The organism is Bifidobacterium sp. C0047B3 (genome assembly GCF_056590535.1).
The window spans coordinates 70,792-91,421 of the sequence record NZ_JBWPWH010000001.1; the positions used below are offsets into that span (position 1 = coordinate 70,792).

A 20,630-nucleotide genomic window follows, 5' to 3' on the forward strand; every position below is an offset into this window, starting at 1 on the left:
AATAAAAACTTAGTATATTTTTTTGTTTTTCTATTCTTACGTCGTATTTTTTACTGATTTACGTCGTATTTATAGAATTTTTTTGCCTTGAACAAGCACTTTTTTGTTATAATTAGTTTGTTTTGTGTGCTTTTAGTAATAGAATTGTGCGCAAGTGGTTTGTTAAACATTTCTCTGTTAACAAATTTATTGGATCTGTTCCATTAACAAAGGAGAGACGAGTGAAAGTTTGCGCTCAATGCGGTACTCAGAATATTGATACTGCGAAATTCTGCAAGGGCTGTGGAAACAAGTTTGAGGCTGCTCAGCAAGCGCCTGTTCAGCCTGCTCCAGCTCAGCAAGCACCTGTTCAACATGCTCCAGCCCAGCCTGCACCTGCTCAACCAGCACCTGCTCAGCCTGCTACGCAGCATGCTCCTCAGTTTGCGCGTCCTAGTATGCCTCAGCCAGGAATGCCTCATCAGGGTGCGCCTCAGCAGGGTATGCCAAACATGCAACGTCCAGGCTATCCATATGCTCAGCAGGGTATGCCAGCTCAGCCAGGAATGCCAGGCATGCAGAATCGTCCAAATACTCCAGGCGTTTCGCACTACAGCCAAATTTCAAACCAGCTTAATGCTGAACAGATGATGAACTTCTTCCGTTGGTTGGTAACTGCTCTTAAGAATCCTTCCCAGAAGTATCGCGTATCTAACCTCTACGCAGCATTGATAGCACTTATTTCTGGCTTGCTGTTCGGTTTGCAAGGATACTTGTCTTCTATGACTATTGTTAACGCATGGATATCGCAAGTTACCGGTTTTGCAAATGCATTGTCAACTTCTTCTGGAGGACCAAGCATTCCAACGACTCCAGGCGTTCCGTTTACAGTGTTCCTTTACAAGTTTATTATTGGTGTCTTAACTGTATACGCAGTCTACGCTGTTGCTTTGTTGGGTATGAAGATGTTTGGCGATGAGGTTTCACCAGCTCAGCTTCACGTTCTTTTTGCACAAAAGCTTGTTCCACTTGTTGGCTTGCAAATAGTTGCTACAGTATTAGCATTTATTCCACCATCTAGGACTGCTTTAATTGGATTAATGTCTGGGCAAGCATCTAATGTCATGAATGAATACATGTCGGGCAATTCTCAGGCAATGAGTATAAACTTTGATTCTGTAGATGCGTCTTTGTTCATCCATAATCCTTCTTTGGCATTGCAGATTCCATCTGTTGCTTTGCAAGCTCTTTACCTTGTGCTGCTGATTTTGGTGCCTGTGTCCTTCTTAGCGACTGCACGATATAAGGGCAAGCTTGATCGTGAGTGGATGTGGGTTATCTTCATCCTCGTAGGTGTTATTGCAATGTTCATTGTATCGGCCATCGATAAGAGCTTTATGACATCTGCATGGTCAGGTTTCTGGACAGCATATAAAAATGTACCATCGTTGCCTAAGATTTTTTAATTAAGAATAATTGAGCCTAGTTGGGAAACCAGCTAGGCTCCCTTGTATTTTTTAAAAACGTATTGAGAGAAATGTATGAATTGTCCATATTGCAATAGTCAAAATGCTTATGGAGCTATAGTATGCTCATCTTGTGGAGCGAGTCTTGTGCCGCAACAAGTTAATTCAAATTATCAGCCAATGCAAAATGATCAATATCAGCAAAATCAAATGAATGATGTGCAACAAACGCAGTTCATTCAACAGAACACACAAGCTTATCCTCAGCCTGCTTATAACAACCAAAATGCTTATGAGCAGCAGGGGTATCAGAATCAGCAGTATTATAATCAGCAAGATTATTCACAAAATCAGCCTGCAGAATATTATAATCCTGATTCTTTTGATTCTAATTTCGCAGCAGGTAATGTTGTTAAAAGCGCACCGATGAAGCGCAGCACAAAAATTATGCTTATTGTAATTGGCATTATTATTGTGGTTCTTGGTATAGGTTATACAGTTATTCAACAGAATGTGTATTCTCCACAAGCAACTATTCAACGTTATGTGAAGTCTTTGCAAGAAGGCAATTTTGATGAAGCTAACAATATGACAGATTGGTCTTCTTCTAAAATTCCAGAAAATTATCGTACACTACTTACAAGCGCAATAGGCAGAGCTTCCAAGAATCATATGTCTTATATGAATGTTGATAATGGCCCATACAATTCATTTAAGCTTTCTTACAAAGTTGGAGATAGAGATGCCTCAACGGTAGTAACTCTTGTGCCAGCTGGCAAACAATGGCTATTCTTTGACTCTTATAAAGTTCAATATCCGCCGCTTGGTCACATCAACATAACTGTGCCAAATGAAGTTGATAAAATAAAAGTTAATGATTCTGAAATAAACTTGTCTGCTCTCAAAAAATCGCCAAAATATAGCGGTGACACCTACAGTTCAGACTACGGTTATTCGGAATACACATCAACTACAGAATATAAGCTTCCTGCGTATCCTGGGTCTTACCGCGTTGAATCTGCAAAAAATTCACAACTATGGACCACAAATTCTACGAATGTGTTAATTAGTGGAAAAGATAGTTCAGAATCTGCAAGTTTAGAGTTAGAAGCTACAGAAACATTAAAGGATGAGCTTACTAAGGCTATTCAAAAGCATGTCGATAAATGTGTAGCGTCAACTGAAGCCGATGTTCCAGAAAGTTGTAGATTTGCAAGCTTTAATTACTATACAAGCTATAGCTATGACAATATTAAGCGTAGTGTTAATGGCACTCCTACGTTGGATCAAGTTGACATGTCGTCAGGGACTTTCCAGAGCGATGAGATTGGTGTAGATATCTCTTATCGTTGGAAGGACGATGATGATGACGATAGTGAATGGAGAGACGATCATACTAGCAATAGTGGTTATGTTTATGGAAAGTTTAGTATTAAAAATAATAAGCTTGTAATAGATTTTAACCAAGACTAAATCTAACGAAATGTGCAAAATTTAAAGGCGCATTAAACACAAATAAAGTTTCCCTTCGCAATTTGTTTTGTGGAGGGAAATTTTTTATAGCGTAGATTTATGCACTGGTAGATTTGCGCATTGTAAAGTATGACACTAAACGCATTTTTCAGTATTGACATGTTATACTGGTAGTCCGTATATTTAAAGGTTGATATACAGCAATTTTCAATGAAGAAAGGTAGTCGATGACGTTTATCTCTCGTGCAATACGCTACATTCTGAGGAAACGAATAAAAACAGCAATAGTTTTCATTATTGTATTTCTTATTTCGACATTGTTATTTTCTACTTCTGCAGTTTCAAGTGCTGCAGGTAGAGAAGGAGAAAAAGTTGAAGCGCAAGCAGAGTCTAGTTTTGTGCTCGCAAATAACCCTCAAATAAACCCTGGAACTCCTAGAGGAGCTGGAACTGTAAAACCTAAAGATGTACAGGCAATTGCAAAGTTAAATGGAATTGCTTCCTACGTTGTTCGACAAAATGTAACAGCAGATTTAGTTAATGCTAAAGCGGCAAGGATTCCAGGCGTACAAGAGTATGACAATAAGCGTGAACAGCAGTTTGGCAATGCCGTTAATATTGAAGGGACGAATGACTCTACTGGTTTAAATACTTTTAAAACAAAAGCAATAACTATATCTAAAGGCAAGCATCTTATTGCTAACAACGTTCATGCATCACTGATTCATGAAGATCTCGCTAAAGCTAACGGATTACATGTAGGAGATACTCTTACACTTCGCGCTAACCCTTACGATGCCGACAATATTAACCAATCAACAGCAACAGTAAAAACTCGTATTGTTGGAATTTATTCGGGGGCAAATAAGCGACAAGTTGCAACTAGAGCGGAACTGACTGCCAATATGGTTTATACGGATTTGCAAACTACGCGCGAATTGTATAAATATAAGCCAGGAAAAGAAATATATCAGGACGCAAGTTTTAGGGTAAAGCGCGGTGAGGATGCGGATAATATTATGGCGCAAGCTGCCAAATTGCCTATTGATTTGCAAAACTATCAACTAACTCGTGATGATCAGTTTGTTTCTGGTTTGCTGAAAGCAGCAAAGGGAGTGCGCTCAATAATGACTGTTACAACAATTGCTGTTGTATCATTTGCTATTATTGCTTTGGCATTAGTGCTTTTGCTGTGGATGAATGAGCGACGTAATGAAATTGGTGTGTTTGTTGCGATTGGCACTGGCAAATTATCTATAGTTGGTCAATATCTTGCTGAGATTGTGCTTATTTCAATACCTTCGTTAATTGTGGGTTACCTTTCTGCAAAAGTTATAGCTCCGTTGATGGCTAATGCTGCCCTTGGCTCTGTGCAATCATCAGCAGCCCGTGAATTGAGTAATATGGGTCAAGCTGGTGGAAATCTTGAATCAACTTTGGCAACAAAAACTTTGGAAACACTTAGCGTACAAGTAGACGCTCAGTGTTTTGTCGGAGTTTCTGCAATAGTATGCGCTGTAGTTGTTGCTGTAGTAGTGTTGTCTTATTTGCCAATGATATGCAAACCTCCTCGTGAGCTCCTCGGATTGCAAAAGTAAAACTATGCTGTTTGGCGGCATAGTTTTCATAATTCGTCGTATGAAAGTTATTTGAAAAGTTAGTGAGTAACATTATGAATGGTGAAGTAATTTCTTTATGTGCTCGAGCGAAACTTGCAATATTGCGCAAACCTCGACGTAACGCAATAATTGTGCTGATTATGACTCTTGTTTTAAGCGCGCTAGTTTCACAAGCTGGTATTAGTGCTTCTGTTGATGATGCTAGAAATCGTCTTCAATCAAGTATTGGTTTAGGTTTTACTGTGCGAGCAAAAACTCGTGGTGAAACTCTTCCAGAGCAAAGTAATGCAAATTCTAATTCTTCTACTAATTCCGATACTAAAGTACCTAATTCCGTAATTCCGCAAGATTTGGACGCAAATGAAGGGATTGACTCTAGTCAAATTCGTAAATTTGCTGCGATTTCGGGCGTAAAGACTGTAGTGGAAGAGCGCGATGTTTTAGCTACGCCTGTTGGGAAGCAAATTTTGCTTCCTTCGCAAGGTCCAAGACTAGACGATGATGTTTTGGCTCATGCTGCTGGAATTACTGGCACAACAGATTCTCGATTATCTCAAGGTTTTCAAGAAGGATTGTACCGTTTAGAGCAGGGTGAGCATATTACTAATCGTTCTGCGGGTAGCGCAATAGTGCATCGTGATTTTGCTAAGAAGAATAATCTTAAAATTGGCTCTACTATAACTCTTAAGCAGGGGTTTAATGTAAAAGTTCGCGTTGTTGGCATTTTTGCCGGCAAATTGCAAACTAAGGGAGCTCTTCCCTCGGATACTTCAGAAAATCGCATATTTACTGACTTAAGTTCGGCGTTGTCTTTGGCTGGATCTTCTAAGCGAGGTGTTTTGCGCTGTGCTGTTGAGCGTTCTGATTTATTAACTAGCGCAATACGTGATGCTAAAAGTATTGCCGGCAAGTGGGCAGATGTAGAGCAGAACGCTTCGCAACTGTCTGATGTAATAAGCTCGGTTAATTCTGTGCAACAACTTGTGCGAATGATTTTTGTTGCGCTAAGTTTTGTTGGAATTTTAGTGCTTGGGCTTGTATTAGTGTTCTGGGTTAGAGGACGTATGCACGAGATTGGCGTACTTATGTCTATTGGATTATCTAGAGCAATAATAGTTAGTCAATTGCTTGTTGAAATAGTGATACTTAACATTGTGTCATTTGTTATTTCGCTGGGATTGGGTGCTGCTTTTTCTGGCGTTATTGGTTCTGCGATTTTGCATAGTGCAAATTCGTCATTTATTGCGGATGGTGTTGCAGTATTGCCGTTGACACAAACGTTTACTTCTTTTGTTATTGGTTTGTTTATTTCAATAGTTGCGTTGATTGTTGCAGTGCTGCCAATCTTAATAAAGAAGCCTCGGAAAATACTAAGCGCTATGAGTTAGCAGAAATGTAGTTGCGTATGCGAATTTTCTACTAAAAACGCAATCACAAACAGCGCAATCGCATAAATGGAAACAAATCGTATAAATCATATTTAAATTATGTAAAAATAAGGAGCTTATTATGTCGGCTTTATTGCAATTAAAAAATGTGAAGTACACTTACGGACCTGCAAATATTGCGGTACTAAATGACGTGAATGCAGAGTTCGAAACTGGCAAAATGTACAGTATTATGGGAGCTTCTGGAGCTGGAAAGTCCACTATGCTCTCACTTTTAGCTGGATTAGATACTCCGTATAGTGGCGAAGTGCTTTTTAACGGTGAAAATATTGCGAAAACAGGATATGTTGAGCATCGCAGAAAGCATATCTCGCTTGTTTTTCAGAATTTTAATCTTATTGACTATTTGACGCCGTTAGAAAATTTGCGATTAGTAAATTCGCGCGCGGATGCTCAAGTGTTAGTAGATCTTGGGTTAACTGAAGAAGAAGCAAATCGTAACGTTACTAAACTTTCTGGTGGTCAACAGCAGCGTGTTGCAATTGGGCGAGCCTTGGTATCTTCTGCGCCGGTAATTTTAGCTGATGAGCCTACTGGAAGTCTTGACCCTGCAACAACTAAAGAAGTTATTGCAATATTAAAAAATGCTGCTAGCAAACACGGCAAATGTGTGATTGTCGTTACTCATGATTCGAAGGTCGCCTCTCAAGCTGATGTAAAATACGTGCTAAAAAATAAACAGCTAACGCAAAAATCTGCTTGAAAGCAAAAAAGCCGGCCCCGCGAAATCGTAGAGCCGGCTTATTGCTAGAATAACTTAACTACAAATCAGATGTGGAAATAAAGCTCGTACTCGAGTGGCGTTGGAGCCAAGCGAGCCATATCCATTTCCTCATGCTTCAAATTCAGCCAAGTTTCAATCAAATCGCTAGTAAACACGTCGCCTTGCATAAGGAAGTCGTGATCTTCTTCCAAAGCTTGCAAAGCCTCACCAAGCGAAGAAGGAACCTGCTTAATGCCGTCATGCTCCTCTGGAGGAAGCTCGTACAAATCTTTATCAACAGGTGCAGGAGGCTCAATATGGTTAATAACACCATCCAAACCTGCCATAAGCTGAGCGGAGAATGCTAAGAATGGGTTGCAAGAAGGATCCGGTGCGCGGAACTCAATGCGCTTAGCTGCAGGAGCGTCTCCAGCGAGAGGAATACGAATAGCTGCAGAACGGTTACGAGCAGAGTAAACCAAGTTGACTGGAGCTTCGTAGCCTGGAACTAAGCGGTGGTAAGAGTTAAGCGAAGGATTCGTAAATGCAAGAACAGAAGAAGCGTGCTTAATCAAACCGCCAATATACCAACGTGCAATATCAGAAAGCTGAGCGTAGCCAGTTTCCGCATAGAACAATGGCTTGCCATCTTTCCAAAGCGACTGATGGCAGTGCATGCCGGTGCCGTTATCTCCAGCAATTGGCTTTGGCATAAATGTTGCAGCCTTACCAGCTAAAGCAGCAGTTTCATGAACCACATACTTGTACTTCATCAAATCGTCGCCAGCGTGAACAAGCGTATTGTAACGGTAGTTGATTTCCTGCTGACCTGCACCGCCAACTTCGTGGTGAGAACGCTCAAGAATCAAGCCGACCTTTTGCAAATTTGAAACCATGTCATCGCGCAAATCCTGATTGTGATCTACTGGTGGCACAGGGAAGTAGCCGTGCTTTACGCGGTTCTTGAAACCAATATTGTTGCTGCCGTCATCTTCAGTGTCGATTCCAGAATTCCAAGGAGCTTCGTTAGAATCAACCTCATAGAAGGAGCGTTGCATGTCATTAGCAAAACGCACCTTATCAAAAATGAAGAACTCGGCTTCAGGAGCAAAGCTTGCAGTGTCAGCAATGCCAGTGGACTTCAAATAAGACTCTGCTTTAATAGCGACCTGACGAGGATCCCTAGAATATGGTTCATCTGTTACAGGATCAACAATAGAGAAAGCAACGTTTAAAGTCTTATGCTTACGGAATGGATCAACATAAGCAGTGTCAACATCTGGAATAAGCTTCATATCTGATTCGTTAATAGCCTGGAAGCCTTGCATAGAAGAACCATCGAATGCCATTCCATCAGTGAAAGCGCTGTGTAAGAACTCGTCAGCAGGAACAGTAAAGTGCTGCTGAACGCCAATCAAATCAGTAAATCGTACGGATACGTATTCAATGCCTTCCTTTTCAATAAGGGCTGCGGCATCTTCTTTAGTTTGCAAAGTGGTCATGGCCACCATTCCTTTCTTAAAAACCCATTAATGAGTTTATGACTATGAATGCCATTTTGGATTTCAGCGATTCGAATATCTCGTTAAGTTTGTGTTACATAATGTTACGCGTAGTAAATTAGGTGCGAATAGTTAATACTACATGCCGCTAATTCGCATTCATCAGTTCGCGCAGTTACAATAGTGTCTATGGATTACCAAGAGCAAGAAATGCATGAATATGAAATGCATGAGGATATTAAGGGAAGTGAAAATAAGCTAGACTTAGCTTCACTTTTTCCAGCCAAAGGCGACGATAGAAGACCGCCAGATTGGCTGGGGCGTGCACTTATTTACGTTGCAATTGTTACTTTTGTGTCTATCTTCTTATGGTTCGCTTGGAATAGTATTTCATTCATTGTTTTTGATGTTGTGATTTCTGTTTTTATTGCGCTCGCAATGGAACCGCTTGTCGTTCGACTAGTTAAGCACGGCTGGAGGCGAGGAGTTGCTTCTGGCTTTACGCTAACTGGTTTGCTTGTTGTAATTAGTTTGCTACTTGCTTTATTTGGTAATTTATTTGCTCAGCAGGTTGTTTCAATGGTTATGGGCTTGCCTGATTTATACAACCAATTTGCGAATTTTGTGTTTCACTATACCAGTTTTAAAATGCCTAATATTGAGCAGCTTGGCATGGAAATTTTGAAGCATGTGCAAACATCTTGGGTTGTTGATTTTGCTGGTCAAGCGCTTAACACAACATGGGGATTGATGACTGTTCTGCTTGATTTGCTCACCATTATTATGGTTACGTATTACATTTCTGCAGCAGGTCCAGCTATGCGTCGTAGCATGTGCCGTTGGATGAATCCGCAATCTCAGCGTCGTTTCCTATTTATTTGGTCAGTTGTTCAAGAGCAGATTTCGAGCTTCCTATTTTCGCGAATTATTTTGGCAGCGATTAACGCAGTAGGTACCGCAATTTTCCTTATTGCAATGAATATACCGTATTGGCTTCCGCTATCATTATTCTGCGGAATTGTTTCGCAGTTTGTGCCTACAATTGGTGGCTATTTGGGTGGAGCTTTGCCTATTTTGGTTGCGTGGGGTTCCAATGGTTTTGGTGCAGCTGTTGCAACATTAATTTTTATTACGATTTATCAACAAATTGAAAACATGGTTATTTCGCCGAAGATTTCCGAAAAGACTATGGATTTGAATCCTGCAGTAGCTTTTATTTCAGTTCTTGTAATGGGCGCTGTATTTGGTGCTCTTGGAGCATTTTTGGCTTTGCCTGTAACTGCAAGTTTGCAAGCGATTTTCAGAGTATGCACTAAGCAATATAGTTTAGTTTCTTCTCCGCTTATGAACGATCCTCATCCTGATCATACTTCTATTATTGTTCGTTGCGTTGAAGCGATTGGTCGTAAGTTCATGAATCCAATGAGCGAAAGTGTTCATCGCGTAATGAAAGGCACAAGCTCTCGCGTTTCTTTGAACGAAGATATTTTATATTGGTATAAGCAAGCTTATGTGTCAGACTCTGACGATGCGAATAGCAGCAAAGTTTCCTCTAATGATTCTGATCAAACGGACGTATTGGAAACAATGCCGATTTCGCGCGAAATATTAGATGCTGTAAATAAAGATATTGCGAATCGTAAAGTAAATTCTGAAAATAAGGATTCTCCTAAAGCAAAATTGCAAGTAGGTGAGTCTAAAATAGTAAGCAATACAAAAAATACAAAAAATAGTAAAAGTAACGTAAAAAGTAATCCACGGAGCGGATGGAAGCGATGATTCTTCTATCAATATTTGATGTACTAGTAATACTTATTGGCATAAGCGGTGTTGTGTATCAAGGTGTTTGTGCCGTTGCATCTTTATTCGCTAAACCTGTTGTTTTTCCTGAAGCGCCAATGGATAAGCATTATGCTGTGCTTATTTCTGCGCGTAATGAGGAAGCTGTTATAGGTAATCTTATTCATTGCATTCAAACTCAAACGTATAGGCAAGATTTTATTGATATTTGGCTTGTTGCAGACAATTGCACTGATTCTACTGCACAAGTTGGTCGCAATTGTGGATGCAACGTAGTCGAACGTTTCGATAAAGAGCATATTGGTAAAGGTTATGCGCTCAGCTATCTTCTCGACCATATTATGAAAATTGGTGCAGATAAAGTTTATGACGCATACTTCGTTTTCGATGCAGACAATAAACTTGATCCGCATTATTTTGAGGAAATGAATAAAGGTTTCCACGCAGGATATCAAATTTTAACTAGCTACCGCAATTCCGTGAATCTTTCAGATAATTGGGTTTCTTCCGGCTCTGCACTTTGGTTTATTCGAGAATCGCGATTTACTAACAACTCTCGAATGCTATTCGGTTCAAGTTGCCACGCTGGTGGAACTGGATTCATGTTCTCGCGTGAGATTATGCACAGAAATAGCGGATGGAAATTCCATCTTCTTACTGAGGATCTTGAATTTACTATGGACGCTATTCTTCACGGAGACAAAGTTGGATATTGCGGTTCTGCAGTATTATATGACGAACAGCCTGTGTCGTTTAGGCAGAGTTGGAGGCAGCGTCTTCGCTGGAGCAAGGGATTCTTGCAAGTATTTCGTTACTATGGAGCAGCTCTTATTCGGCACGGTATTCGCGAAAGAGATTTTTCGTCGGTTGATTTTACGCTTATGCTTTTCCCGTTTATGGTTTTGGCTGTTGCAAGAATAATACTTGGGTTTATTTTTGCTGCATTTGGATTCGTAACATGGATGAGTCAAATCTATTCAATGATTAACTTCATTACAACTACTGTTACAAGCGTTTTAGGCATGATGATATTTGTGTCGCTCACTATTTTGGTCGAACACGATAAGCTTGGCGCAACGAATAAGGAGCTGTTTGCGTACGCTCTTAGCTTCCCGATTTTTATGCTTTCGTACGTGCCTATTGCGTTCCAAGCTATTTTCTCAAAGAGCGAGTGGAAGCCGATTCAGCATACCGGTCGCTGAGTGCTTGTGTTTAGTGTGGCGCGAGTTTTGGGCTGGTGTTTGGCTGGCGTGTTTCTGAAGTGGCTGTGAGTGGTGGGTGTTACTTGTCTCGCAGCGCTCCGCTCTTATACCTTATTTGGACTTAGCGGTTGCGTAGTTGAGTTTAGTTTTTTACTTACTTTTTCTGCAAAAATAGTATTTATCAACAAGATTATTACTATCGTTCCGCTTTTATATTGCTCGACCAAGCAACACCCACCCCTCACTCGTAAATTCACCCACGGTTGTTTTTGATGTGGTAGGGGTGTTTGGCGTGGCGTCTGCAGCAGCAATGACGCTAGTGTTCTTTGGACAACAAGCAATCAATGTTTGCAAAGCATTAATGCTAAAGTTCACTAAGCAATAAATAATCAACGTTAGCAAAGCACTGGTGCAAAGCTTCAGGAGGTTTGGGGAAATACGACCTTTATTTTACACGCGCGTAAAGTTTCTGCCGTTTTTTAGCGCGTAGCCGACCATTACTTTACACGGATGTAAAGTTTCTGCCGGATTAAGGCGCGCAGGCGGCATAAACTGCGCACGCGCGTAAAGTTTCTGCCGGATTAAGGCGCGTATCCGACCTTTATTTTACAGCGTTGTAAAGTTTCTGCCGTTTTTGGTGATTGGGTGGGGGGATTGTCTCGCTTTTGGAGGTTTATCTGTTGTGTTTTGCTCCAAACGCGGGGAACTTATCTAGCGTTTGAGGCGGTGTGTGCGGATAGTGCCGGCGTTTCGATTGCGCAAAAATTGCGGGTATGAGATAATAGAAGCCTTGATATAAACGTGCGATTGCGCAATTAATGTAGCGCAATGCGTGCGTTTATCTGTATACTGCGAGGTTTCTATGGTAGATTCTATTCCGTCTGAATATCCGTCCGAGTATCCGTCCGGAAATACTTTTGCTAGCAGCGTTCCAGTTTTTGGCGCAAACACTTACGACGCTACTAACGAAGATGTTCCAGCAGTTTCTATTCGTGGATTTGTTAAGACTTTCGGCAAAAAAGTTGCTGTAGATAATCTTTCCTTAGATATTCCAGCAGGCTCTTTCTATGGATTAGTAGGCCCGAACGGTGCTGGTAAAACTACCACGATTAAAATGCTTACGGGCTTACTTATGCCGGATTCTGGTTCTGCTTCGATTTTTGGCAATGACGTCTGGAGTGACGTAAATAGCGCTAAGCGCGCGATCGGTTTAATGCCTCAAGCAGACGAGATTTTTAAGACGATTACCGGCCTTCAGCTTTTAACTTACGCTGGCATGCTTCGCGAGATGAGCCGCGCTGAGGCTGTTCGTCGCGCGACCGACTTGCTTTCTGCATTCGACTTAACAGAAGCTGCAAATACTATGGTTTCTGACTATTCAACTGGTATGACTAAGAAGATTTGCCTTGCAACAGCTATGATTCATAGCCCGCGCGTGCTTGTGTTGGACGAGCCTTTTGAGGCAGTGGACCCTGTTTCTAGCGCGAATTTGAAGGATATTCTCGCAGAGTACGTTTCTACTGGCGGCACGGTAATTATTTCTTCGCACGTTATGGAATTAGTCGAAAAAATGTGCTCGCACGTGGCGATTATTAACGAAGGTCATGTTGCGGCTGCTGGCTCTCTTGAAGAAGTTGCTCAAGGTAAGAATCTTGAAGATCGCTTTATGGAGCTTGTTGGCGGACGTCACGCGGCTGCACGCATCGACTGGCTTAATGGCGGTAAATCTGATAATGCTCCTGCATCTTCCGCCAATCTCAACGCTTAAAAAGGAGAACCGTAATGTCTATGATTTTTACAATGGTTCGCCTTCGCTGGGCGCTTACTTTTTCTGTTATGCGAAAGTCAATTTGGCAAAAAATTGGTTTTGCTATAGTAATTGTTTTTGGACTTGCAATCATATGCGCTTTTGGTTTTGCAGGCTGGAAAACAGGCAATTATCTTAATCCGGGAATACTCGCAGACGCTAAAGAATGGCGGGAATTCCAAGTTGCTCCAATAATGGTTGCGTCGATTGTGTCAATTTTTACGTTGTTTGTAAACATATTTATGTTTGGCAGCGACACAACACTAAAATCGCGTAGCTTTGCGCTTTACGGCATTCCTTACGTAAAACAGCAAGCAGGTATGCTTCTTGGCTCTCTTTTTGGAGCGCTTTCAATAAGCTTCACAATCGCACTTGCTTTGTGGTCTTTAGCGTACCGAAACTTTGGAATTGTGCCGGTTTTAGTAAGCGTAATTGCAGCTCCGCTTTATGTTGCAACAATCGTGTCTTTAAGTAAAATGCTTATTGAGCTTTTAGATACTATTTTAATAAACAAGCGTTCAAGAAACATTTTTTACGTTGTTATTTTTATAGTGTACATGATTTTTGTTTCTGGTATGGGTGCGAATAGCAAAGCCACAAATAGCTCAATTGAAATCAGCTCAAGTTTCTGTGCTGCGTCCGCTTTTACGCCATTAAGTGCAGCTATGGCCTTGCCGCTCGATGCAATTAATGGCAATTGGCTTTCGCTTGTTATTCGCTTCTTTATTTGCGTTGTAACGATTGCTGCTTGCTTTGCAATCTCTGTATTTTGCGCAAAATTAGAGCCGAAGCTTATTCGCGGTGAGCAAAAAACAGTTGTTAAAACTAAGGGAATCGGCTTGTTTGCACTTGTTCCAGACAACACAGTCGGTGCGATTATTGCGCGAATTGTTAGCGTTATGAGAAGAGATATGCGTCAGCTATTTTTGCTTCTTATGCCGCTTTTTATGCTGCTAATCGCAGGAGGAAATAGTTTTAATGCTAAAGGATTTGAGTCTCTAACAGATAACTTAGGTATTTCTGGCTGGATGATGTATGCTGCGATGCTTATGGGCATGGTTGTTGGAAACAATATTGCATACGATGGCACAGCTTTTACTATGCACGCGATTATTGGAGTAAAAGGCGTGCACGATCGCTTAGCGAACGCAATAGTTTGGTCAGTGATTTGCGCTGTTTATTTCGCGATTATTGGAGTAGGGGTTTACGTTTTCCTTTTCTTCGTAGTAAATGTTCAGCAAAATGTGAATGCAGTTATATTCCAAACTCTTTGTCCAATTGGAATAGCTTTTGCTTCCATAGGCATTGGCTTAATTTCTTCGTGCATTGCAATGTACCCTGTAGCGTCAATCGAAAAGCCATTTTCTAGGCCGCAAGGTTCTGCAGGCGCTAGATCCTTTGCTCCAATAGGTTTTACGCTTCTTGCTGCAGTATGCATGATTCCGTCTATTGCTGCAGCTATGGCGTTTTTGGCTATTAACCCGAATCTTTTGTGGATTGCAAGCATTCTGTTCATAGTAAACGGCTTGGTTGTGCTGGTTGTTGGCGTAATTCTTGGCGGCAAAGTGATGGACAAGCGCATGATTCGCATTGTAGAAAACTTGCGCAGATTCGCGTCTATTACTGCGTAACTTACGCACGCTTTGTTGCAAGCGCAATGTATAGTTAAGCGCGGTATTTGCAATCGATTTAAAGGTGTGCTCGCATGGAAAGTAGTAAAGGCTCAAACGATGCCTTAAATACTCCTAATGCGAGCACGCCGACGCAAAGCGGCGAACCCAACAAAAGTATCGAGCCTAAAGCAAGTATTGAACCTAAACCAAGTAGTGAATCTGAACCAATCAGTGAGATTGAGATTAAACCAAGTAGCACACAGAAGAAAAGTAAATACGCTGCTATGGTTTTAAGAAGCCAATATCCTTCTCGTTGGCGATTACTTATTGCATTTATAGCAGTTATAGTTAGTGCAGCAATTATTTTTACTTATTTTTTGCTTGACGTATATGATATTCTTCCCGGTCCTTTGACGTTGCGAAGCCAACATTATGCTGTAACTGTTTCTTCTCCTAAATCACTTTTGCGAGTTAAATCCCTAGCTAAAGGCGTGACTTATGGTAAAGAAATAAATCATTCGCAAGCTCAAAAACTTATTGACGAGTTGGTTTCCGATGCTTCTATGAGTAGCAGCACTTCGGCAGTAATTATGGATGCTAATGGGCGAGTAGTTGCTTCACATGAGCCAAATGCTTTAAGAGAGCCAGCGTCAACGCTTAAAACTTTAACTGCTAGCGTGGCTTCTCGCACTCTCGACATGGGTTCAACTCTTGATACTCAAGTATTTTTGTTGCCGAAAACAGGCGGTGAGCCAGAGCGAGCTTCTAGTACGAATGCTAGAAAGCTTGTGCTTCGCGGCAATGGTGACATGCTTCTTGGAGTTGGAGAAAACGATTGGAACCATGTTAATGGCAGAGCAGGCTTAACAACATTAGCGAGAAGAACAGCCAACGCGCTGAAACTTGAAAATATTCACACAGTTTCATTAGCTGTTGATGACTCATTGTTTGGCGCAAAACGTGCTCCTGATTTGATTTATGAAACAGATGTTGAACGACGCTTTTATGCTCAAACGTCATCTTTGGCTATAGATGATGCTCGTCAGCGTGACCTTTCAGTGCAAGGTGTTGACGCTGACGCTATGACAGATTTTCCGCTTTCTGATCCTCATCCTGCTTTAAGTGTTGGTCGTGTTTTTGCTAAATTATTAAGCAAACAAGGAATAGTTATAAGTAATTATTCTAATAAAACCACTTCTGACGAAAAAAATTCCGGTTCAGACTCATCTGCAGATGATTCTTCTGAAAATAACAAAGATTCTGAAAATGAAAATAAATCTGCACAATCTGAAAATCTTGTAATACCGGTGAGCGAAACTAAATCGTTAATATCATCTAATTCGCGTTTAATTGCACAAGTTTCTTCTGCACCTTTAAACGAAATAATGGCATATACGCTTCGTATTTCAGACAACACATTGGCGGAAGAGTTTGGTCGTTTGACTGCGCTTGCAACTCACAAATTCAACTCTCCGGAAGGTGCAGTTCAGGCAGTAAAAGAGGGATTGCGCAAGCTCAATATCGATATACGCGGTTTGCACATGTCTGATTGCTCAGGCTTGTCTCCAAAATCAAGGTTGCGCGCAACAACGCTAGCTCAAGTACAGGTGCTTAATATTAAAGCCGATTCTGGAGGTGCTGCAGCTGCTGAAGGATTGTCTCTTCCTGGTTTAGTTGGAACAGCAAGAAAGCGTTTGGCGGATGAATCTTCTGCAGGTATGCTTCGCGTAAAGACTGGTTCTTTAAGTGAAGTTACTTCTATGGTTGGTAATGTATCTAGGAAAAGTGGTGGAGTACTAACTTTCGCTGTTGTTGCGAACCAGCCAGCTGATATTTGGGGAGCGTTCGTAGCGATTAATAAGTTTATGGCAGAATTGCCAAAACTATGATTTATGAGTTGCAATTTAGCGTTATTAGCGCGCTACACTAGAAGCTATGGTGTATTCTTCTCGCATACGCGCAGGAATTGGCGCAATCAAGCATTGTTTTGACGAACTTTCGTTATGTGCACAAGACGCGCGTTTTTCCGAACATGGCAACCACGCGACAGATGCTGATGCTCCTTTGGTTCTTATTGCGTGCTCTGGAGGTAGAGATTCTCTTGCACTTACAGCATTGAGCGTGATTGTGTGTGCAAGTAGAGGTATTCGTTGCGGTGTCGTAATAGTAGATCACCATTTGCAGCCACACTCAACTGAAATTGCCAATACTGCTGCTAAGCATTGTTTGCAATCTGGAATAGATGAAAAGTACGTGTATATTCAATCTGTGAACGTTGAAGATTCGGGAGAAGGCGAAGAGTCTGCTGCTAGAAATGCTAGGTACCAAGCAATTATTGATGTTGCTAAAAAGCATCAAGCTGCAGCCGTGCTTCTAGCTCATACTGCAAATGATCAAGCAGAAACTGTAATGATGGGGCTAAAAGATTCTGCAGGTTTAGAAGCAGTTGCTGGCATGAAAGCAGTGACATTGCGTCAAAACGTGCTTTTTGCAAGGCCTCTTATTAAGCTTAGTAGAGAAGATACTACTGGTATTTGTGAGGATTTAGGCATTTCATGGTGGGATGATCCTACAAATGGTGACGATATTTCGAAAAATGAGGAACTTTCAGAAAATTATCCATTGAGATCTCGAGTTAGACACACGTTAATGCCTTATATTTCGCGATTTTTTAATGCGAATATGGTTACTTTGCTTTCTCGTGGAGCTGAAATAGCTAGAGACGATCTTGACTATATTAATTCTCAAGTTGACGAAGCTAGTTCACAAGTTATGGAATTTGATAAAAATGCGAAAACTGTTAGGTTAAAAGCTGATAAATTAGCGCAATATCATCCATCAATTCGTAGACGAATTATAGTGCGTGCGTTAAGTGAGCTTGGTCTGCGTTTCTCGTCAAGTCACGTATCGGCAGTGGATGAACTATGTACAAAATGGCATGGTCAGAAGCCTTTTTCGCTGCCAAATTATTACGAAGCGACTCGGCTTTCGCGCAATATCGTCATTCGCTTATGCAAAGATAGTGAACATGCAAATTGCAGATATACGAGATGACATCGACTATGAATTAATTAGCCACGAAGACCTTATGAAGCGTATTCGTGAAGTCGCTAAACAAGTAAGTGAAGATTACAAAAACAGTAATGTTTTGCTTGTTGCAGTTCTAAAAGGTGCTGTAAATACTCTTGCTGTATTTTCGCAAGAATTAAGCATTAACGCATCAATGGACTTTATGAGCTTGTCTAGTTACGGCAGTGGCACTCAAACTAGCGGACAAATTACTGTGCGCGAAGATTTAAGTACTGACGTGCGCGGTCGAGATGTGCTTATTGTAGAGGACATTGTTGATTCCGGTCGCACGCTAGCTTGGCTTGTAGATGAGCTAAAAGGTCGTGGTGCTGCAAGTGTAAAAGTTTTTGCATTGCTCAGTAAGCCTGCACGTCGCGAAGTAGACGTACAAATCGACTACTCGGGCTTTGAAATTCCTGATGCATTTGTCGTTGGTTTCGGAATGGACTACGACGAACGCTACCGCAATCTCAATAGTATTGCGGTATTAAAGCCATCAGTGTATGGTGCTTGATTTTATAGATTCTATTCAGAATTTTTATATAAATTGAGGAGTTTGAAAGGAGCCTTATTACATGGGCGCTTCTCCTATGACACCGCAAGGCCCAATGGGCGGTCCTGGGCGTGGAAATAACGGAAATAATCCGTTTTTAAATCCACGCAACCCTAGGAATCAGCGAAACAACGGTCAGCAGGGCAAGAATAATAAAAATAACGAGAACAACCACAACAATCGTCGTTCCTTCTGGCAGTCGCCATGGACGTGGATTGTGCTTCTTGTGTTGCTTTCAGTTGTCGGATTCCAAATGTTTGTTCATAACGGATCGCAAACTATCGATACTCAAGATGGTATTGAGTTAGTGCGATCTCATAAAGCAAGTTATGTGGAAATCATTGACAACAAACAGTTAGTTAAGCTTACGCTTGATAGACCGTTTAAGAAGTTCGATAAACGAAGTAATCAAAATCGTGACTTTGGCAAGGATGTGCAATTCTACTACGCGTATGCACAAGGTAGGTCAATTGTACAAGAAGTCGAAAAAGCTAAGCCTTCTAACGGTTGGACAGCTAGCTTACAATCATCTAGCATTATTTCGTATTTGATTACTTCGCTTGTTCCAATATTGTTCTTCCTTGGCATGATTTGGTTCATGTTTAGCAGAATAGGAGGTGCCGGCGGAAGTATGCTTGGCATGGGCGGCGGACGTGGCCGCGGCAAGCTACTCGAAGGTCAAACTCCTAAAACTAAGTTTGCTGACGTTGCTGGCGAACAAGCTGCTGTTGAAGAAGTTGAAGAGATTAAAGACTTCTTAAAGGATCCTTCGCGATACAAGGCTTTGGGTGCTCGCATTCCGCGCGGTGTGCTGCTTTATGGTCCTCCAGGAACTGGTAAGACTTTGTTGGCTCGTGCTATTGCAGGCGAAGCTGGTGTGCCGTTCTACGCAATGGCTGGTTCTGACTTCGTGGAAATGTTCGTAGGCTTGGGTGCGTCTCGTGTTCGTGAACTTTTTGACGAAGCTAAGAAGAATGCTCCTGCAATCATCTTTATCGATGAGATTGATGCTGTTGGTCGTCGCCGCGGAAGTGGCATGACTGGCGGTCATGATGAGCGCGAGCAGACGCTTAATCAGTTGCTTGTTGAGATGGATGGCTTCGACAACGACACTAATTTGATTATTATTGCCGCAACAAACCGTCCAGATGTCCTTGATTCCGCGCTTCTTCGTCCTGGTCGTTTTGACCGCCAGGTGGCTGTTGAGGCTCCTGATTTGGAAGGTCGCGAGGCAATTTTGAAGGTTCACGCTAAGGGTAAGCCTTTTGTGCCGGATGTTGATCTTCATATGGTTGCTGTGCGCACTCCTGGTTTTACTGGTGCAGATTTAGCTAACGTGCTTAACGAAGCTGCGTTGCTTTGCGCTCGCTCTGGTGCTCAATATATCGATAATCGCGCCATTGATGAGGCAATTGATCGTGTTCAAGCAGGACCTCGACGTAAGTCTAAGGGCATGGCTTTGGATGAATTGCGTAACACTGCTTACCATGAGGGCGGTCATGCGCTCGTTGCTGCTGCGTTGCACCACACGGATCCTGTTACTAAAGTAACGATTTTGCCGCGAGGTCACGCACTTGGCTACACTGCTGTGATGCCAACAAGCGACCGTTACTCGCAGTCTCGCAACGAATTGCTGGATCAAATGGCGTATGCTATGGGCGGACGTACAGCAGAGGAAGTTGTGTTCCACGATCCAACAACTGGTGCTTCTAACGACATTGAGAAAGCTACTGCCATTGCTCGTAAGATGGTTGTTGAATATGGTTTCTCAGCGAAGCTTGGAGCTGTTAAGTGGATGGATGCTGATGAAGATTCTTCCGGTTCACTCGATTCTTTGCAATCTCGTAAGTTCTCGAATCGTACTGCTGAAGTAATCGATGAAGAAGTTCATAAGCTTATCGAAACTGCTCATACTGAAGCGTGGGAGATTATTAACAATAATCGTGACGTATTAGATGAGCTGGTTCGTCAGTTGCTTGCTAAGGAAACTCTTAACGAGAAGGAACTTAAGGAAATCTTCAGTAAGATTCGTAAGGCTCCTGAGCGTACTCTTTGGCTTTCGGACGATAGAAGACCAGATTCTGATCTTCCTCCTGTTGAAATTCCAGAAAGTTTGAAGCGCAACGTTGAAGGTAAGAATGAGCAGACTGAAGCTTCTGAACTTTCTGAATCTTCCAATAACGCGACTTCACAAAACCAGCAGTCTGATCAGATGCCTGCTAATACGTCTGTTCAGACTCCTGCACCTGCTCCTCGAACTGTTATTGGAACTGTTAAGCCACCTGTTAATCCGTCTACTAATCAAAATGACGGCACTCAATTTGGTGCTTAATAGTGTAAATGCAGTGCTAAAAAAGCAGATAAAATAAAATTATTAATAAACGCTGATAACAATA

14 protein-coding genes are annotated in these 20,630 nt (G+C 41.7%); 13 read left to right on the forward strand and 1 reads right to left on the reverse strand.

Annotated features, from left to right (window positions below):
- Window positions 1–221 precede the first annotated feature (221 nt).
- The 5 genes from AC1EKT_RS00195 (at window position 222) to AC1EKT_RS00215 (ending at window position 6,688) form a co-directional block, all read left to right on the forward strand.
- The gene (locus tag AC1EKT_RS00195) at window positions 222–1,445 is read left to right on the forward strand and encodes a hypothetical protein (RefSeq protein ID WP_415689517.1); all 1,224 of its coding nucleotides are present in this window, start codon (window positions 222–224) and stop codon (window positions 1,443–1,445) included.
- A gap of 75 nt (window positions 1,446–1,520) precedes the next feature.
- Window positions 1,521–2,918, forward strand: coding sequence for a zinc ribbon domain-containing protein (locus tag AC1EKT_RS00200; protein WP_481615834.1), 1,398 nt, complete (start codon window positions 1,521–1,523; stop codon window positions 2,916–2,918).
- Window positions 2,919–3,145: 227 nt separating this feature from the next.
- A complete protein-coding gene (locus AC1EKT_RS00205) occupies window positions 3,146–4,516 on the forward strand; it encodes an ABC transporter permease (RefSeq protein WP_481615835.1) in 1,371 nt (456 codons plus the stop codon).
- 74 nt (window positions 4,517–4,590) lie between these two features.
- Window positions 4,591–5,925, forward strand: a complete 1,335-nt coding sequence (locus tag AC1EKT_RS00210; RefSeq protein WP_481615836.1) for an ABC transporter permease — start codon at window positions 4,591–4,593, stop codon at window positions 5,923–5,925.
- Window positions 5,926–6,046: 121 nt separating this feature from the next.
- Window positions 6,047–6,688, forward strand: a complete 642-nt coding sequence (locus tag AC1EKT_RS00215) for an ABC transporter ATP-binding protein (protein WP_481615837.1) — start codon at window positions 6,047–6,049, stop codon at window positions 6,686–6,688.
- 65 nt (window positions 6,689–6,753) lie between these two features.
- Here AC1EKT_RS00215 and glnA read toward each other — a convergent pair whose 3' ends face one another.
- Window positions 6,754–8,190, reverse strand: coding sequence for a type I glutamate--ammonia ligase (gene glnA, locus AC1EKT_RS00220; RefSeq protein WP_415683726.1), 1,437 nt, complete (start codon window positions 8,188–8,190; stop codon window positions 6,754–6,756).
- 189 nt (window positions 8,191–8,379) lie between these two features.
- Between glnA and AC1EKT_RS00225 the strand changes: the two genes are divergently transcribed.
- The 8 genes from AC1EKT_RS00225 (at window position 8,380) to ftsH (ending at window position 20,566) form a co-directional block, all read left to right on the forward strand.
- Window positions 8,380–9,969 carry an AI-2E family transporter gene (locus tag AC1EKT_RS00225; protein WP_481615838.1) on the forward strand — a complete coding sequence of 530 codons (1,590 nt, stop codon included), beginning with the start codon at window positions 8,380–8,382 and terminating at the stop codon, window positions 9,967–9,969.
- Window positions 9,966–11,192 carry a glycosyltransferase family 2 protein gene (locus AC1EKT_RS00230; RefSeq protein ID WP_391496485.1) on the forward strand — a complete coding sequence of 409 codons (1,227 nt, stop codon included), beginning with the start codon at window positions 9,966–9,968 and terminating at the stop codon, window positions 11,190–11,192. Before AC1EKT_RS00225 ends, AC1EKT_RS00230 begins: the two co-directional genes overlap by 4 nt.
- 862 nt (window positions 11,193–12,054) lie before the next feature.
- Complete coding sequence (locus AC1EKT_RS00235; protein ID WP_415687828.1) at window positions 12,055–12,960, forward strand: ABC transporter ATP-binding protein; 906 nt, start codon at window positions 12,055–12,057, stop codon at window positions 12,958–12,960.
- 14 nt (window positions 12,961–12,974) lie between these two features.
- Window positions 12,975–14,630 (forward strand): hypothetical protein, encoded by a 1,656-nt coding sequence (locus tag AC1EKT_RS00240; RefSeq protein WP_415687827.1) that lies wholly within the window; start codon window positions 12,975–12,977, stop codon window positions 14,628–14,630.
- A 74-nt stretch (window positions 14,631–14,704) separates the two neighbouring features.
- On the forward strand, window positions 14,705–16,501 hold the full coding sequence (locus AC1EKT_RS00245; protein WP_415687826.1) for a D-alanyl-D-alanine carboxypeptidase: 1,797 nt from the start codon (window positions 14,705–14,707) through the stop codon (window positions 16,499–16,501).
- A 46-nt stretch (window positions 16,502–16,547) separates the two neighbouring features.
- Window positions 16,548–17,666 (forward strand): tRNA lysidine(34) synthetase TilS, encoded by a 1,119-nt coding sequence (gene tilS, locus AC1EKT_RS00250; protein ID WP_481615839.1) that lies wholly within the window; start codon window positions 16,548–16,550, stop codon window positions 17,664–17,666.
- Entirely contained in the window at window positions 17,641–18,195 is a 555-nt protein-coding gene (gene hpt / locus AC1EKT_RS00255) for a hypoxanthine phosphoribosyltransferase (protein ID WP_033888468.1), read from the forward strand. The genes tilS and hpt overlap by 26 nt, the downstream gene beginning before the upstream one ends.
- 61 nt (window positions 18,196–18,256) lie before the next feature.
- Window positions 18,257–20,566, forward strand: a complete 2,310-nt coding sequence (gene ftsH / locus AC1EKT_RS00260; RefSeq protein ID WP_419399190.1) for an ATP-dependent zinc metalloprotease FtsH — start codon at window positions 18,257–18,259, stop codon at window positions 20,564–20,566.
- Window positions 20,567–20,630: the final 64 nt, after the last annotated feature.